Annotated in this window: 13 protein-coding genes; 4 read left to right on the top strand and 9 right to left on the bottom strand. The window is 73.4% G+C overall.

The genetic code is table 11. From position 1 onward, the window contains the following. Positions 1-28 precede the first annotated feature (28 nt). The 3 genes from ppc (at position 29) to ABD080_RS16520 (ending at position 4702) form a co-directional block, all read left to right on the top strand. A complete protein-coding gene (ppc, locus tag ABD080_RS16530) occupies positions 29-2866 on the top strand; it encodes a phosphoenolpyruvate carboxylase (RefSeq protein ID WP_343906517.1) in 2838 nt (945 codons plus the stop codon). Positions 2867-3349: 483 nt separating this feature from the next. Further along, positions 3350-3517, top strand: coding sequence for a hypothetical protein (locus ABD080_RS16525; RefSeq protein ID WP_343906515.1), 168 nt, complete (start codon positions 3350-3352; stop codon positions 3515-3517). 9 nt (positions 3518-3526) lie between these two features. Further along, complete coding sequence (locus ABD080_RS16520; protein WP_343906513.1) at positions 3527-4702, top strand: XdhC family protein; 1176 nt, start codon at positions 3527-3529, stop codon at positions 4700-4702. Between the two features lie 4 nt (positions 4703-4706). On the opposite strand, the gene ABD080_RS16515 is transcribed toward ABD080_RS16520, so the two are convergent. The 8 genes from ABD080_RS16515 to ABD080_RS16480 form a co-directional block, all read right to left on the bottom strand. After that, the gene (locus ABD080_RS16515) at positions 4707-5348 is read right to left on the bottom strand and encodes a nucleotidyltransferase family protein (RefSeq protein ID WP_343906511.1); all 642 of its coding nucleotides are present in this window, start codon (positions 5346-5348) and stop codon (positions 4707-4709) included. Continuing rightward, positions 5345-7417: a xanthine dehydrogenase family protein molybdopterin-binding subunit gene (locus tag ABD080_RS16510; RefSeq protein WP_343906509.1), complete on the bottom strand. Its 2073-nt coding sequence runs from the start codon at positions 7415-7417 to the stop codon at positions 5345-5347. The genes ABD080_RS16515 and ABD080_RS16510 overlap by 4 nt, the downstream gene beginning before the upstream one ends. Next, positions 7410-8441 carry an FAD binding domain-containing protein gene (locus ABD080_RS16505; protein ID WP_343906507.1) on the bottom strand — a complete coding sequence of 344 codons (1032 nt, stop codon included), beginning with the start codon at positions 8439-8441 and terminating at the stop codon, positions 7410-7412. The genes ABD080_RS16510 and ABD080_RS16505 overlap by 8 nt, the downstream gene beginning before the upstream one ends. After that, complete coding sequence (locus ABD080_RS16500) at positions 8438-8977, bottom strand: (2Fe-2S)-binding protein (protein WP_137771544.1); 540 nt, start codon at positions 8975-8977, stop codon at positions 8438-8440. The genes ABD080_RS16505 and ABD080_RS16500 overlap by 4 nt, the downstream gene beginning before the upstream one ends. Before the next feature lie 645 nt (positions 8978-9622). Beyond that, positions 9623-10636, bottom strand: a complete 1014-nt coding sequence (locus tag ABD080_RS16495; protein WP_343906505.1) for an aldo/keto reductase — start codon at positions 10634-10636, stop codon at positions 9623-9625. 117 nt (positions 10637-10753) lie between these two features. Further along, positions 10754-11290, bottom strand: a complete 537-nt coding sequence (locus tag ABD080_RS16490; RefSeq protein WP_343906503.1) for a GNAT family N-acetyltransferase — start codon at positions 11288-11290, stop codon at positions 10754-10756. Further along, positions 11287-12483, bottom strand: coding sequence for an App1 family protein phosphatidate phosphatase (locus tag ABD080_RS16485; protein ID WP_343906501.1), 1197 nt, complete (start codon positions 12481-12483; stop codon positions 11287-11289). Before ABD080_RS16485 ends, ABD080_RS16490 begins: the two co-directional genes overlap by 4 nt. Positions 12484-12502: 19 nt before the next feature. Further along, entirely contained in the window at positions 12503-12988 is a 486-nt protein-coding gene (locus tag ABD080_RS16480) for a GNAT family N-acetyltransferase (protein ID WP_137771540.1), read from the bottom strand. 159 nt (positions 12989-13147) lie between these two features. Between ABD080_RS16480 and ABD080_RS16475 the strand changes: the two genes are divergently transcribed. Next, positions 13148-13669: an arsenate reductase/protein-tyrosine-phosphatase family protein gene (locus ABD080_RS16475; RefSeq protein ID WP_343906498.1), complete on the top strand. Its 522-nt coding sequence runs from the start codon at positions 13148-13150 to the stop codon at positions 13667-13669. 50 nt (positions 13670-13719) lie between these two features. Here ABD080_RS16475 and ABD080_RS16470 read toward each other — a convergent pair whose 3' ends face one another. After that, entirely contained in the window at positions 13720-15135 is a 1416-nt protein-coding gene (locus tag ABD080_RS16470) for a hypothetical protein (RefSeq protein WP_343906497.1), read from the bottom strand. Between the last annotated feature and the right edge of the window lie 186 nt (positions 15136-15321).

Below are 15321 nucleotides of genomic sequence, written 5' to 3'. Positions count from 1 at the left end.
GCGGCGCCGCCGATCATCAGGAGGCCCCGTGCCAGAGACCGACGCGTTCCCTGTGCCCACGCTCACGAGCGAGTTCCCCGTCGTCGGGGACGATCCGCACATCGATGCCCCGCTCCGTGCGAGCGTGCGCCGGCTGTCGACGCTCCTCGGCCGCACCCTCTCCGACCAGCACGGTCAGGAGCTGCTGGACCTCGTCGAGCAGGTGCGCCAGCTGACCAAGGAGGCGAAGTCCTCGGGCAGCACCGCGACCGCGCGCGACGTGCAGAAGCGGCTCGCCGAGCTCCCCCTCGAGCAGGCGACCCCGCTGACCCGCGCCTTCACCCAGTACTTCCTGCTCGCGAACGCCGCCGAGCAGGTCTACCGCGTGCGCGCCCTGCAGGAGCGCCCCACCGCCGAGTCGTGGGTGCCCCGCGCCGTCCAGGGCGTCGTGGACAAGGTGGGCCCCGAGGGCCTGCAGGAGGCCGTCGACTCCCTCGATGTGCGCCTCGTCTTCACCGCGCACCCCACCGAGGCCTCCCGCCGCGCCGTGCTCACCAAGCTGCGTCGGATCTCCGACCTCCTGGCCACGGAGACCGCGGAGGGCAGCGTCGAGCGCCGTCGCCAGGACCACGACCTCTCTGAGGCGATCGAGGGCCTGTGGCTGACCGACGAGCTGCGCCGTGACCGGCCCACCCCGCAGGACGAGGCGCGCAACGTCCTCTACTACCTGCGCCAGCTCTACCTCCAGACCCTGCCCGGGTTCCTCGACGACCTCCGCGAGGAGCTCCGCGCCAAGGGGGCGGAGCTCTCCGAGCGCCAGGTCCCGCTGCGCTTCGGCTCCTGGATCGGCGGCGACCGCGACGGCAATCCCTTCGTCACCGCGCAGGTCACCCGCGAGGTGCTCCAGCTCCAGGCCGAGGCCGCGATCGACATCGCGACCCAGGTCATCAACGACCTGATCTCCGATCTCTCGATCTCCTCCGTACTCACGGGCGACGACGAGGAGCTCCGCGAGAGCCTCCGCGCCGATCTCGCCTTCGAGTCCCAGGTCGACGAGAACCAGCAGCGCCTCTTCGAGCAGGAGCCCTACCGCCTCAAGCTCGGCGCGATGCGCGCCAAGCTCGCCGCGACCCGGGCACGGCTGCGCAGCGGCGACGCGCACGTGGACGGCAAGGACTACCGCGACGGCGAGGAGCTCCAGGCGGACTTCGAGGTGCTGCGTGCGGCGCTCTCCCGCCATGGCGCCCACAAGGTCGCCGACGGCACCGTCGCGATCGCTCAGCAGGTGCTCGCCGGCTCCGGTCTGAACCTCGCGACCCTCGACGTGCGCGAGCACTCCGAGAAGCACCACGAGGTCGCCGCCCGTCTGTTCGACCGCGTGGGCGAGCTGGACCGGCCCTATGCCGAGCTCTCCCGCGTCGAGCGCACGGACGTGCTCTCCTCGGAGCTCTCGAGCCGCCGGCCGCTCGTGGGCGCCGCGATCTCCGAGGACGAGACCATCCTCGACGACGCCACGCGCACCACCTACGGCGTGTTCCGCGAGATCCGCGAGGCGCACCGCTCCTACGGCACCGCCGCGATCGAGACCTACATCATCTCGATGACGCACGGCGCCGACGACGTCCTCGCCGCGGCGCTGCTGGCGCGCGAGGCAGGGCTCATCACCCTCGCGGGCGGGCCGGGCAGCGACGAGAACCGGGCGGACATCGGCTTCGCTCCGCTGCTCGAGGAGGTCGCGGACCTCCGCAGCTCCGGCGAGATCCTCGAGCGCCTGTTCTCGGACCCCTCCTACCGCGAGATCGTGCGCCTGAACGGCGACCGCCAGGAGGTCATGCTCGGCTACTCCGACGGCAACAAGGACGCCGGCGTCATCACGAGCCAGTGGGAGATCCACCAGGCCCAGCGCTCGCTGCGCGACGCGGCGGCGCGCCACGGGGTCACCCTGCGCCTGTTCCACGGCCGCGGCGGGTCCGTCGGCCGCGGCGGCGGCCCCACCTACGACGCGATCCTGGCCCAGCCGTACGGCGTGCTCGAGGGCGAGATCAAGTTCACCGAGCAGGGCGAGGTCATCTCCGACAAGTACATGCTGCCCACGCTCGCGCGCGAGAACCTCGACCTCTCGCTCGCGGCCGTCATCGAGGGCTCCGCGCTGCACACCGCGCCGCGCACCACCCCCGAGCAGCTGGACCGTTTCGGCGAGGTCATGCAGCAGGTCTCCGACGCCGCCTTCACGCGGTACCGGACCCTCGCCGACGACCCCGACCTGCCCGAGTACTTCGTGACCTCCACCCCGGTGGAGCAGCTCGGCGATCTCAACATCGGCTCGCGCCCCTCCAAGCGCGCCACCTCGGACAAGGGGCTCGACGGCCTGCGCGCCATCCCGTGGGTGTTCGGCTGGACCCAGTCCCGCCAGATCGTCCCGGGCTGGTTCGGCGCCGGCTCCGGCCTCAAGGCCGCCCGCGAGGCGGGCCTCGAGCCGGATCTCCACGAGATGCTGAAGCACTGGCACTTCTTCCGCTCGCTCATCAGCAACGTCGAGATGACGCTCGCGAAGACCGACATGCAGATCGCCGCCCACTACGTGCACTCGCTGGTGCCGGAGCGGCTGTGGCCGCTGTTCGAGCGGATCCGTGAGGAGTACGAGCTCTCCGTCGCGGAGCTCGAGCGCCTCACCGGTGTGCTCGAGCTGCTGGACAACCAGCCCGTGCTCAAGCGCACCCTCGCTGTGCGCGACCGCTACCTCGACCCGATCTCCTACATGCAGGTCGCGATGCTGCAGCGCGTGCGCGCCGCCGCCGCGGCGGGCGAGGAGGTCGACCCCGAGCTCCAGCGGGCGCTGCTGACCACGATCAACGGTGTGGCCGCGGGCCTGAAGAACACGGGCTGATCTCCGGAGCCCGGCGCACGACGGCGGCCGTCCACACCTCGGGGGCGGCCGCCGTCGGTGGTGGGTCCGCTCGATCCCGGTGATGATCGCGATGCGCAGCGCTTCTCCGGTCCGCCGGCGCTCACGGTCCAGGGCGTTCTTCTGCAGCAGCGCGGAGAAGACTCCATCGGGGGAGCTCCGCGCCGAAGACCGGCTCCGGCGGGCGGATCTCGCTGAGCGCTAATGTCGTCGACCACATGGCGACGGCTCCTGTCGCCAGCATCGTCTGGCAGACCTCCCGCCCAGCGATCTGCCGGGCGGGGAGCGGGTTGTCATGGCCCAGCAGGTGGGCGACGTGCTCGAGATCGACGGCGTGCGCCCGGAGCTCACGGGGATCTGCGCGGGACGGGGTCACCCTCGACGAGGCCGGCTGAGACCCGGGGTTGCCGTCTGCGCCCGAGCCGGCCCGTCGCCGCACGGCTCGAGGGCGGTGACGCGGTCGGGATGTTCCGCGACGGCCCTGCCGAGCACCTCGGAGAGATCGAAGCGGTGGAGCGCAGGATCAACACCGTCGAGACGCCGACGGCCGCCACCGGCAGCACCGCCTTGGTGATCTGCACCCCGCCCGATCGAGAGGTCGAAACCGTCGCGTCGATCCGGGCCGCGGCATAGTCTGAGGAGGTGCTCGACATCCTCGACGGCGCCCGGGAGCGCCTCGCCCGCGCCTCCGATCCGGTCCCCTGCGCCGTCGCGACCATCGTCTCCGCCCAGGGCTCCGTGCCGCGGCCCGTGGGCACCTCGATGCTGGTGGGCGCCGATGGCGCACTGCACGGCTCGCTCTCCGGCGGCTGCGTCGAGGGAGCGGTGCTCGAGGCCTGCCGCGAAGCGCTCGAGACCGGGGGGAGCAGCCTCCGGAGCTTCGGGTTCAGCGACGAGGACGCCTTCGCCGTCGGACTGATGTGCGGAGGCTCGCTCGAGGTGCTGATCCAGCCGTTCGCTGCCCCGCCCCCGGGGGCGCGGAGCCCCCTCGGCACGGTCGACGACCCGTCCCCCGCCGCCTACGTGACCCGGTTGCCGCGAGATTCCGACGTACCACGAACGGTCGCTCCCGAGGGTGACGACGCCGACGACCCGCGCGCCGTCCTGCTCGCGGGCGACGGCGCCGAGGAGGTCCGCGGCGCGCTCACGATGCTGCTCCCCCCGGAGCTGCTCGAGGCAGGGAGCGCCCAGGTCGCCGCCATGCTCCGCGAGGCTCGCTCCGGCACCCTCCGCCTCCCTGCGGGTGCCTCGACGATCGACCTGTTCGTCGAGTCCCGTATCCGGCCCGCGCACCTGGTGGTGTGCGGGGCGAACGCCTTCGGGCAGGCGCTGGTGGAGGCGGCACGGCCGCTCGGGCTGCGGATCACGCTGTGCGACCATCGACCGGCGTTCACCGATCCCACGGCGTTCCCGGGGGCGGAGGTGGTGCGTGCCTGGCCGCACCGTTTCCTGGCTGCGGCCGCGGAGCGCGGGGATCTCGATGCCCGCAGCATGGTCTGCGTGCTCACGCACGATCCGAAGGTCGACGTGCCGGTGCTCGCCACCGCTCTGCGGCTGGACATCGCCTACGTCGGTGCGATGGGGTCCCGGCGCAGCGATCACGATCGGCGCACGGCGCTGAGGGAGGCCGGGATGGACGAGGGGGCGCTGTCGCGGCTGCGCTCCCCGATCGGCCTCGACCTGGGGGCGGGGAGCCCGTCGGAGGTGGCGGTCGCGATCCTCGCGGAGATCCTGGCCGTGCGGGCCGAGCGTCGCACCGTCGAGCCGCTGCGGGACGGCAGCGGTCCGCTGCATGCGCGCACTGCTGCGAGCCGCTGAGAGGTCAGCCCCGCACGTCCAGCCGCCACAGGTCCTCGGGGAGGTCGAGGTCCGCACCGTCGTCGAGATCCGTGCAGTCCACGAGCTGCACGTGATCCCGTCGGGCGCGGAGCAGGTCGCGGGCGCCCACGTCCGCGTGCGCGGCCTCCGCGGCGGCGGTGGTCCAGGCGGCGTCGAGCAGCACCGGATGGCCCCGTCGGAGCTCGCCGGACGCCTCCCGGTGGGCGGCGGCGGTGATCCCTCCAGGGCGGTGGGCGGCCAGCACCCGGGCCACCTCTGCCGCGCACGTCCCGGGGCGGTCCACCGGCGTGACCAGCACGTCGCGGCCCGGTCCGATCGCGGCCAGGCCGGTGCGCAGGGAGGTCCCCATCCCCTCGCGCCAGCGCGGGTTCTGCTCCGTGCGCGCCCACGGCATCCCGTCCATGACGGCGCCCACCCCCTCGGCGCCCGCGCCGGTGACGACCACGACCTCGGCGCAGCCGCCCTCGCGCAGGACGCGAGCGACGTGCTCGACCAGCGGGACGCCGCGCAGGAGCAGCAGCGCCTTGGGGCCGCGGCCCAGTCGCCGTCCGGCGCCCGCGGCGAGGATCAGGCCGACGGGAGACGCGGCCGCCTGTCGAGGGCCCTCGGACGACGCGACGCTCACCGTGCCAGGAGGTCGCTGCCGAACACGGGCAGGTCCCGCGCACGCACCCCTGTGGCATGGTGGACGGCGTTGGCGATCGCCGCGGCGGCGCCGACGGTGCCGATCTCGCCGATGCCGCGCGCGCCGAGCGGGCCGGCCTGAGGGTCCTCCTCGTCCAGCCAGTGCGCCTCGAGGGAGCGGATGTCGGCGTTGACGGGCACGTGGTACTCGGCGAGGTCGTGGTTGACGACGTGTCCGAAGCGAGGGTCGAGCTCGCCCTTCTCGTGCAGCGCCATCCCCACCCCCATGGTCATCCCGCCGAGGAGCTGGGAGCGGGCGGTGCGGGGGTTGATGATCCGCCCGACGGAGAACACCCCGAGCATGCGGTCCAGACGGATCTCGCCGGTCTCCTCCTGGACGCGGACCTGCGCGAACTGGGCGCCGTAGGAGTGCATGGCGAACTGCTTCTCGGCAGGGTTCTCCGCCGCCTCACCGATCGCTTCGACGCCATCGGCCGGGGCGGTGCCGTGCTCGCGGCGGAAGGCGTCCGCGGCGGCCAGCACAGCCGCGCTCCAGCTGGCGAGTCCGGTGGAGCTGCCGGCCACGGTCGCGTTCGGCAGCGCGGTGTCGCCGATCCGCAGCGCGATGCGGTCCGGGTCGACCTCGAGGGCGTCGGCGGAGACCTGGGTGAGAGCGGTCCAGGTGCCGGTGCCGAGGTCGGCAGCACCGATGCCCACCTCGTAGACCCCCGCCTCGTGACGGATCCGGGCCTTCGAGCCGGGCTGCCGGGATGCGGGGTAGGTCGCCGAGGCGACGCCGGTGCCGATCAGCCACCCGCCCTCCCGGCGTGCGCGGGGCCGCGGGTCGCGGTCGGCCCAGCCGAAGCGGGTGGCGCCCTCGTGCAGGCAGTCGATCAGCCGGCGTCGGTTGAAGGGCTTCCCTGTGTCGGGGTCGTGCTCCGGCTCGTTGCGCACCCGCAGTTCGATCGGGTCCAGCCCGCAGGCCTCGGCGAGCTCGTCCATCATGATCTCCAGGCCCACCATCCCCGGTGCCTCGCCGGGAGCGCGCATCCAGGAGGGGACGGCGACGTCGAGCGGGAGCACGCGCTGGGTGATGCGACGGTGCTCCCCGGCGTACATCTGCCGGGAGGGTTTGATCGCCTCCTCGGGGAACTCCTTGGTGTGCGAGGAGCTGGAGACCGCCTCGAGCCCGAAGGCGGTGATCGTGCCGTCGGCCCGGGCGCCGATCCGGAAGCGTTGGGAGGTGGCGGGCCGGTACCCGGTCAGCGCGAACATGTGCTGGCGGGTGACGGCGTGCTTCACGGCGCGGCCGGGCACGGCGTGCGCGGCCAGCGCCGTGAGCATCATGTCCGCGTGGGGCAAGCCCTTGGAGCCGAAGCCGCCGCCGACGTGCGGGCTGATGATCCGCAGCTGCTCGGGGTCGATGCCCAGCATCGGGGCGAGGGTCTGTCGCGCGGGGTGCACACCCTGGGTCGAGGTCCACAGCGTGAGCTGCTCGCCGTCCCAGCGCGCGATGGTGGTGTGCGGCTCCATCGGGTTGTTGTGCTCGAGCGGGGTGGAGTACCGCTGGTCCACCACGATCTCCGCGGCGGCGATCGCGGCCTCGTAGTCGCCGGTGTCGATGTCGTCACCGCCGCCCTCGGGTTCGCGCACTGCGGGGTGGTCGGGGCGGAAGACGGCGTCGTGCGGTGCGCCCTCTGCGGTGACCTCGACGAGGTCGGCGGCCTGGCGGGCCGCCTCCGGGGTCTCGGCGAGGACGGCGCCGAGGTACTGGCCGCGGAAGCCGATCCGGTCGTCCTGGAGGATCGCCAGCTCACCGTCCTCGGTGTCGGCGAGCCGGAGGGCGTTCTCGTGGGTGATCACGTGCACCACACCGTCGAGTGCGAGCGCGGCCGTGGCGTCGATGGCGGTGACGCGGCCGAGCGCGATCGTGGAGCACAGCGGGAAGAGATGGAGCGGATCCTCGACCGGGTGCTCGTAGGCGTAGGGCGCGAGGCCGCGCACCTTGTCGGGCCCGTCCAGACGCACCCGTCCGGTGCCGATCGCGGAGGCTCGCAGGAGGTCACTCATCAGGGGAATCCTCGTTCTCCTCGCCCAGGCCGGCGAGCTCGGCGAGCACGCTCACCATCGCGCCCTGGGCCATCGTCACCTTGAACTCGTTGCCCGCGACCGGCCGGGCCCGCTCGAGCTCGGCCGCCGCGGCCCGGCGGAAGCTCTCGCGGGTGGCGGGGGCGCCGGCGAGGAGCTGCTCGGCGCGGCGAGCCCGCCAGGGGGCGTGGGCGACGCCTCCGAGGGCGATCCTCGCGGAGAGGATCGTCGGCCGCGCGGCGTCCGGGTCGAGCTCGAGCACCGCGGCGACCGAGACCAGGGCGAAGGCGTAGGAGGCGCGGTCGCGGATCTTGCGATACGTGGAACGGGTGCGGGCGGCGCCGTCCGGCGGGGGCAGCTCGACGGCGGTGATCAGGTCGCCGTGCTCGAGGACCGTGTCGCGCTCGGGCTCGTCCCCCGGAAGGCGGTGCAGCGCGGTGAGGGGCAGGCGCTTCTCGCCGTCGTCGCCCAGCACCACCACGGTCGCGTCCAGGGCGGCGAGGGCGACCGCCATGTCGGAGGGGTGGGTGGCGATGCACGCGTCGGAGGCGCCGAGGATCGCGTGGTAGCGGGTGTATCCCCCGAGCGCCGAGCAGCCGCTGCCCGGAGCACGCTTGTTGCAGGGGGTGGTGGGGTCCTGGAAGTAGACGCAACGGGTGCGCTGCAGCAGGTTCCCGCCGGTGGTGGCGGCGTTGCGCAGCTGGCCCGAGGCGCCGGAGAGAAGGGCGCGGGAGAGCATCGGGTGGTCGCGACGCACGCGCGGATCGGCGGCGAGATCGCTGTTGCGGACCATGGCGCCGACGCGCAGGCCGCCGTCCGGCAGCTCCTCGATGTCCGCGAGGTCGAGACGGCCGAGGTCGACCAGCAGATCGGGGGCGGTGATCCCGAGCTTGAGGTGGTCGACGAGGTTGGTGCCGCCGGCGAGGTAGGCCGCGTCGGGTCGTTCGGCCATCGCGGCGACGGCGCCGGCGGGGTCGTCCGCGCGCACGTAGTCGAAGGGTCTCATCGGGCCGTCCCCTCGCTCGCGGTGCTCGCCCCGGCCGCCTGCCGGACGGCGGCGACGATGTTGACGTAGGCGCCGCAGCGGCACAGGTTCCCGCTCATCCGCTCGCGGATCTCGTCCTCGGTGAGCTCGATCGGGTGGTCGTGGCCGTGGTCCTCGGTGACCACGCTGGGGTGCCCGTCGGCCGCCTCGCGGAGCACGCCGGTCGCGGAGCAGATCTGCCCGGGGGTGCAGTAGCCGCACTGGAACGCATCCTGCTCGAGGAAAGCGGTGTGCAGGACGGAGGGCTCGCCGTCCGGGGCGAGGCCGTCCGAGGTGAGCACCTCCGCGCCGTCGAGGGACACGGCCAGCAGCAGGCAGGAATTCAGCCGCCGCCCGTCGACCAGAACGGTGCAGGCGCCGCACTGGCCGTGGTCGCAGCCCTTCTTCGGGGACATGTTCCCGAGGTGGTCCCGCAGCGCGTCGAGCAGGGTGGTGCGCGGGTCGACGGTCAGGTCATGCGGCTGACCATCGATGATGAGGTGGACTGGATGGCCCATCGGGCGCCTCCGGATCAGGTCGGGATTCGACCGTAGCGGGCGCCCGGAGGCTCGGCAACCGGTTCCCGCGGACACCGACCGATCGTTCGCCTGCGCCGCCCGTCCCCGCCGTGTCACCGGGCCTGCCCGTGTCGCCGTGCTCCTCGTTGCCGGCGCGGCGGCTGGGGATCGGCGCCGGGTACCGGGCACCTGCATCGAGCTCGGCGAGGAAGCTGATGCCGTCGTCCACCCACCAGGGCGGCGGCATCCCGTGGAACGCGGCGGCGGTCCTATGGCTGATGACCGAGTGAGGGAGGACGCTCGTCTGCAGCACCGCAGTGATCCGATCGAGGCTCGCCGCGTCGCCCACGCCGCGACGTCCGCGCCGCGGTGGACCGGCGCGCACGGGGAGGAACGACAGAGGCGGCACCGACGGTGCACGCCAACTCCGCGGGATCCGCAGCCTGGTCCGCATCGATCCTCGGGGCGCGGGATCCTCAGAAGATGTGGCGCCTCAGAGAGCATGCTCGAGCGAAGACGCTCCCTGAGACGCCAGGAGTTCCCCGGCCGCCACATCTGAGGCTGGGCCGGCTCGCGAGAGCGGGAGTGGGGGCGGGAGGCGCGTGGGGCTCGGGCTCCGGCCGGCGCCGCGCCGGCGCCCAGGGGTCAGCGGGCGGTGCCGTCCACCGCGAACTCGTCGATCGCGGCGAGCTCGTCCTCGGTGAAGGTGAGGTTCTCGAGCGCGGAGATGTTCTGCTCGAGCTGCTGGACCGAGGAGGCGCCCACGAGAGCCGTCGTGACCTGCGGGTGGCGCAGCACCCAGGCGAGGGCGAGCTGGGCGAGGCTCTGCCCGCGGTCGTGGGCGATCGCGGAGAGGCCGCGCACACGCTCCTGGTAGAGCGGGTCGCTGATCTTCTCCTCGGAGAGCGAGCCGCTGGTCCGGGCGCGCGAGCCCTGGGGGACGCCCTGCTGGTAGCGGTTGGTGAGCAAGCCCTGCTGCAGCGGGGAGAAGACGGCGAGGCCCACACCGAGGTCCTCGACCGTGTCGAGCAGGCCGTTCTCGACGTGGCGGTTGAACATCGAGTACGACGGCTGGTGGATCAGCAGCGGGGTGCCGAGGTCGCCGAGGATGCGGGCGGCCTGTCGGGTCCGCTCGGGGGAGTAGTTGGAGATGCCCGCGTAGAGGGCGCGGCCGCTCTTCACGGCCTGGTCGAGGGCGCCCATGGTCTCCTCGAGGGGCGTCTCGGGATCCTCGCGGTGGTGGTAGAAGATGTCGACGTACTCGAGGTCCAGGCGCTCGAGCGACTGGTCGAGGGAGGACAGCAGGTACTTGCGGGAGCCCCAGTCGCCGTAGGGGCCGTCCCACATGGTGTAGCCGGCCTTCGTGGAGATGACCAGCTCGTCGCGGTGCCCGGAGAAGTCCTGGGCGAGGATCCGGCCGATGTTCTCCTCCGCGGATCCGGGCGGCGGGCCGTAGTTGTTCGCGAGGTCGAGGTGGGTGACGCCGAGGTCCACGGCGCGGCGCACGATCGAGCGCAGCAGCTCCGGGTCGCGGCCGGCGCCGAAGTTCTGCCACAGGCCCAGGGAGATGGGGGAGAGGCGGAGGCCGGAGCGGCCGACGCGGCGGTAGTCGGTGTGCGCGTAGCGCGTGGCGGCGGGGGTGTAGGCCTCGTTGCTCATGCCTCCAGCATAGTGCCGGGGCAGGGCCGACGGCAGGGGGAGATGCTGGTCAGCGCCCGGATCCTGGGAACGTCGGGCCTCTGCTCGACCGGTCGGTGCCCGGTCCCGCTGCGGAGCTCAGGACGCGGTGAGGTCCCGCTCCATGACGTCCATGCCGAGACCGGGGACCTTGAGGTCCTCGTCGCGGCCGGCGAAGGGGATGGTCTGCCCGGTCGGGACGAACCCGTGGCGCTCGTACCAGGCGTGCAGCTCGGGCCGCGACTGCAGCACGTGGATCTCGAGGACGCACACGCCCCGCTCGGCGCAGCGCCGCACCTGCTCCTCGAGGAGCGCACGGCCGATGCCGCCGGACTGCGCGGCGGGATCGACGGCGAAGAGGCCGAACTCGGCGCGGTCCCCGTCGCGCGAGGTGTAGCAGCAGCCGAGGACGGGGGCCGAGGGATCCTCACCTGGGGCGGCGACGACGAGGTCGACGTCCGGGTCCCCGAGGAGCGCCTGCACCTCGCCGGCGTGGGTGCGGGCGCCGCCCACGAGGGAGCTCTCGGTGGTCCAGCCGCCCTCGCCGCGGTAGGCGGCCTCGACGATCTCGACGATCCGCGGCACGTCCTGCGGGCCCGCGGGACGGAGGGAGAGCGAGGTGGCGGTGCCGGTCACGAGGGGAGGACTCCGATCCTGCGCAGAGCGCGCAGCAGGCCGTGGCCGTCGGGGGCGGCGACGGAAGGGATGGGGCGGGTGGCGAGGACCTGGGCGTCGGCCTCCGCCGTGGTGGGCTCACCCGCCGGGGCGGAGGAGGCTCCGCCGACGGCGGCCGGGAGGGTGCCGGGCGGCGGGGCGACGCGCGGGGTGCCGCCGCCGAGCGGGCGCAGGGTGCCGTGGGAGAGCAGCTGCTCGGGCTCGGTCAGCTGACGGATCGCGATGGCCTCGACCTGATCGGGCCGCTCGGCCGCGAAGTCGCCGTAGATCGCGGGGTCGTGCTGGCCGTCGTCGCCCACGAGGATCCAGCGGATGCCGGGGAAGTCGCGGGCGAGGTGCTCGAGGGAGCGTTCCTTGTGGCGGCGCCCGGAGCGGAACATGCCCGTGTTCGTGGGCCCCCAGTCGGTGAGCAGCAGGGGGCCGTCGGGGTAGCCGTTCTTGTACAGGAACCGTCGCAGCACGGGGAACACGTTCCAGGCGCCCGTGGAGAGGTACAGGACCGGCATGCCGGGGTGGTCGCGCAGCAGCTGCTGGTAGAGCATCGGCATGCCGGGGACGACCTTGCGGGTGGACTGGTGGGCGACGAACGCGTTCCAGAAGGCGAGCATCGGCCGCGGCAGCCACGTGACCATGACCGTGTCGTCGATGTCGCTGACGAGGCCCACCTCCGCGTCCGGCGGGACGACGGTGACGTCTGCGGTGACGGCGTTGGACGGGGTGGTCCACAGGATCGCCTCGTGGTGCCCAGGCTCGAGCTCGACGTCGAGGCGCACGTCGACGATGCCGGCGCGGTCCGCGCGGGTCGTGATCTCCCGGTCGCCGATGCGCAGGTGCACGGTGCGGTGGGGCGCCACCTGGCCCGCGAAGTTCCGCCAGCCGCGCACCGCCATCCGCCGCATGTCCTCGACGGGCTGGTCGTGGTGGTCGGCGGGGGTGCGCGGCGAGGCGTAGCGGACCTTCGCGAGCACGCGCACGGCGCGGGTGCTGCCGTAGCCGTGGAAGGGTTGCAGGCGGAGGTCCCAGCCCAGGCGCCGCAGCACCCGGCCGATGCCCACGTTCTTCGCGTCCTCCACGCGCGCCGCCCAGTGGGGCTGCGCGGTGTGCTCGGGCGCGCCGCGACCGTTCAGTCGCGGTGCGGGCAGCGGGGAGCGCACGGACGGGACCGCAGGCGGCTCAGACGCCGCGGGCCATCTTCAGCCAGGCGCCGTCGGGATCGTCCTCGACGATCTGCCAGCGCTCGCCCGTGTCCTGGAAGCCGAGGGCCCGGTACAGGCCGGTCGCGCCGACGTTGCTGGGGCCGACGTAGAGCGTCACCGTGTCGGCGCCGTCCTCCGCGGCCCAGGCGAGGACCGCCTCGGCGAGGCGCTGGGCGAGACCGGTCTTGCGGGAGGTCGGGGTGACCCACATGGCCTGGAGCTCGCGCTCGTTCTCCGGGGAGTCCGCCTCGTGGCGGACGGCGACCACGGCGAGGGGCTGGCCGTCCTCGACCGCGAGGAACCAGGCGGCGTCCTGGACACGCTGGCGCCACACGGCGTCGTCGTACGTGGATTCCTTCTCCCAGCTCTGGCCGAAGGCCGCGGGGTCGGTGCTGAGAGAGCGGAGCCGGATCTCACGCACGAGCGACCAGTCGTCGTCGTGGGCGCGGATGATGTCGGCCATGGCAGTCCTCCTGAGCCGTCGGTGCGGGGGATGGGCGATGACCACCGGGGGTGGACTCATGCCGTGCGGGGCACGGCCAGGGCCGGCGCCTCCGCCAGCATCATACGGGCCATGGACGAACGGCGCGCACCTGCCCGCAGGAGTTGCGACAATGGCGCGATGGAGCCCTTCCGCGTCCTCACCGTCTGCACCGGAAACGTCTGCCGTTCCCCGGCGGCCGCGATCATGCTGCGCGAGGCCGTGCGCCTGGACGGGCTCGCCGACCGCGTCGAGATCGGCTCCGCCGGCACGAGCTGGGAGGCGGAGGGCCAGCCCATCGACGAGCGCACCGAGGTGGCCCTCGAGCGCGCGGGCTACGACCGCCCCTTCGAGCACACGGCCCGCTCGATCCACCTCACGGAGCTGCTGACCTGGGATCTCGTGCTGCCGATGACGGCCGAGCACGCACAGGTGCTGCGGCGCATGATCGATCAGGCGCCGGAGGGCTCCTCCGCGCCGGACGTCGTGCTGTGGCGGCAGTTCGACCCCACCGCGCCCGTGCAGGCCCGCGAGGCGGAGCTGAGCGTCAAGGATCCCTGGTACTACGGGCAGAAGGCGTTCGACCGGACGGTGCTGCAGATGCAGAAGTCCCTGCCCTCGCTGCTGCTGCACCTGCGCCTCACCCTGCGCGACCGCGCCTGACGCGGCGGGCCGACGGCCGCCCGGCCCCTCCGAGGAGCGGGTGACCGCCCTCAGGAGCGGCGGCGGTGGCCGCGGGGCCCGGAGATCTGACGGCTGCGGAGCGTCGCGCCGATGAAACCGGCGGCGGTGAGGAAGCCGATGCCGAGGGCCGCGACGAGCACCTGACGCAGACGGCCGAAGCCGTTCCCGTCCTCCTGGGTGATCGCGCTGAGCAGCTGGACGATCGGGCCGCCGCTCGCGTTGGGGTCGTCCGGGGTGGTCGGCGGGGCCACGGGCTCCTCGGTGGCGGATCCGTCGGCGCTGCCGGAGCTCGTGGAGCCGCCGGAGTCGGAGCCGCTGCCCGTGCTGCTGGTGCCGGCGCTCGTGGAGCTCCCGGGGGCGCTCGCGGACTCGGACGCGGGGTCGGACTCGGATGCCGATCCGGACTCGGGCGCGGAGGCGGACTCGGGATCCGTGAGCACGGGCTCCTCGACCGGGGCGGAGGGCTGCTCGCTCGTGGGCTCCGGGTCCCGCGGCTGCTCGCTCGGCGAGGCGCTGTCCGTCGTGGTGGGGCTCTCGGTGGACTCGGACGGCTCGGTGGTGAGCTCCGACCCCGGTGAGGTCGAGGGAGTCGGGGCCGTCGTGGACGACGGGGGCTCGGTCGTGGTCGGATCGGGCGTCGTCGGCTCCGTGGTCGGTGTGCCCGGATCCGTCGTCGGGGTGCCCGACGGCGACTCCGACTCCGAGGGCGTCTCCGGCGCGGTGGTCTGTCCGCCGTTGCCGCCGGATCCGTTTCCGCCGCCGCCGTCTGACGCGCAGCTGTCGTCTGCGCCGGCGTCGGACGGGTCGGGCGTGCACTGCTCGTCGTCCCCGCCGCCGTCGCTCGCCGAGCTGCTTTCGGTCGGGGCGGTCGACGTCGTCTTGGAGCTCGTCAGCGACCTTGAGGGGTTCGCCGTGGCCGGCTCGACGGGGGAGTCGGTGGGGTCCTCGGCCGTGGGCTCGGGGGTGGTGGTCGTCGGCGTGGGCTCCGGCTCCGTCGTCGACGGCTCGGTCGTCTCCGTGGTCGACGGCTCCGTGGTCGGCTCCGGATCCGCGGCCGTGGGCTCGGTCGTGGCGGGCTCGGTCGACTCCGGCTCCGTGGTCTCCGGGGCCGACGTCGTCTCGGACTCCGTCGACTCCGTGGGCGTCGCGGGCGCGCTCGTCCCGGTCGTCGTCTCCTCGAAGGGCGTGGTCCGCTCGGAGGGGGTGGCCGCCTCGGCAGGGGTGCTCTCGCCCTGGTCGTCCTCCTCGGCGGTGCCGAGGGTGACCTCGACGGTGACGTCGTCACCGGAGGTCGTCGCGCTCGACGAGACGGTCGCGGGCTGCTGGGTGGTGGTCGTGCCCGAGGAGTCCTGGTCCCCGCCCGCGGCAAGAGCCGGGGCGGCGGCGGCGGGGAGGCCGAGGGCGAGCACCGCGGTGCCGGCGCACAGTCGTGAGCGCAGACGCATAGGCGAAACCCCCCTTCTCCCGGTGTAGTCCTGTGGGCAGGCTGTTCGTGGCACGTGCGGCAGATCCAGCGGGGAAGCTTACCCTACCGAACCTTTACCTTCTCATTCATGATGTGCGGGGAACGGCGGTCGGGGCAAGGACGTGTGCACGGTGCCACGGGCAACCGGGGAGACCTCCGTGAGGCC

Source organism: Brachybacterium rhamnosum (assembly GCF_039526185.1).
In the GTDB taxonomy this organism is placed as follows: domain Bacteria; phylum Actinomycetota; class Actinomycetes; order Actinomycetales; family Dermabacteraceae; genus Brachybacterium; species Brachybacterium rhamnosum.
Note: the sequence above shows the minus strand (reverse complement) of the source record. Positions and strands in the feature narration are given on the sequence as shown.

What these genes read in the sequence shown, in the direction of transcription:
- ABD080_RS16510 (WP_343906509.1), bottom strand. Translation starts at nt 7,417, where the DNA reads ATGAGTGACCTCCTGCGAGCCTCCGCGATCGGCACCGGACGGGTGCGT.
- ABD080_RS16475 (WP_343906498.1), top strand. Translation starts at nt 13,148, where the DNA reads ATGGAGCCCTTCCGCGTCCTCACCGTCTGCACCGGAAACGTCTGCCGT.
- ABD080_RS16525 (WP_343906515.1), top strand. Translation starts at nt 3,350, where the DNA reads ATGTTCCGCGACGGCCCTGCCGAGCACCTCGGAGAGATCGAAGCGGTG.
- ABD080_RS16500 (WP_137771544.1), bottom strand. Translation starts at nt 8,977, where the DNA reads ATGGGCCATCCAGTCCACCTCATCATCGATGGTCAGCCGCATGACCTG.
- ABD080_RS16505 (WP_343906507.1), bottom strand. Translation starts at nt 8,441, where the DNA reads ATGAGACCCTTCGACTACGTGCGCGCGGACGACCCCGCCGGCGCCGTC.
- ABD080_RS16470 (WP_343906497.1), bottom strand. Translation starts at nt 15,135, where the DNA reads ATGCGTCTGCGCTCACGACTGTGCGCCGGCACCGCGGTGCTCGCCCTC.
- ABD080_RS16480 (WP_137771540.1), bottom strand. Translation starts at nt 12,988, where the DNA reads ATGGCCGACATCATCCGCGCCCACGACGACGACTGGTCGCTCGTGCGT.
- ABD080_RS16495 (WP_343906505.1), bottom strand. Translation starts at nt 10,636, where the DNA reads ATGAGCAACGAGGCCTACACCCCCGCCGCCACGCGCTACGCGCACACC.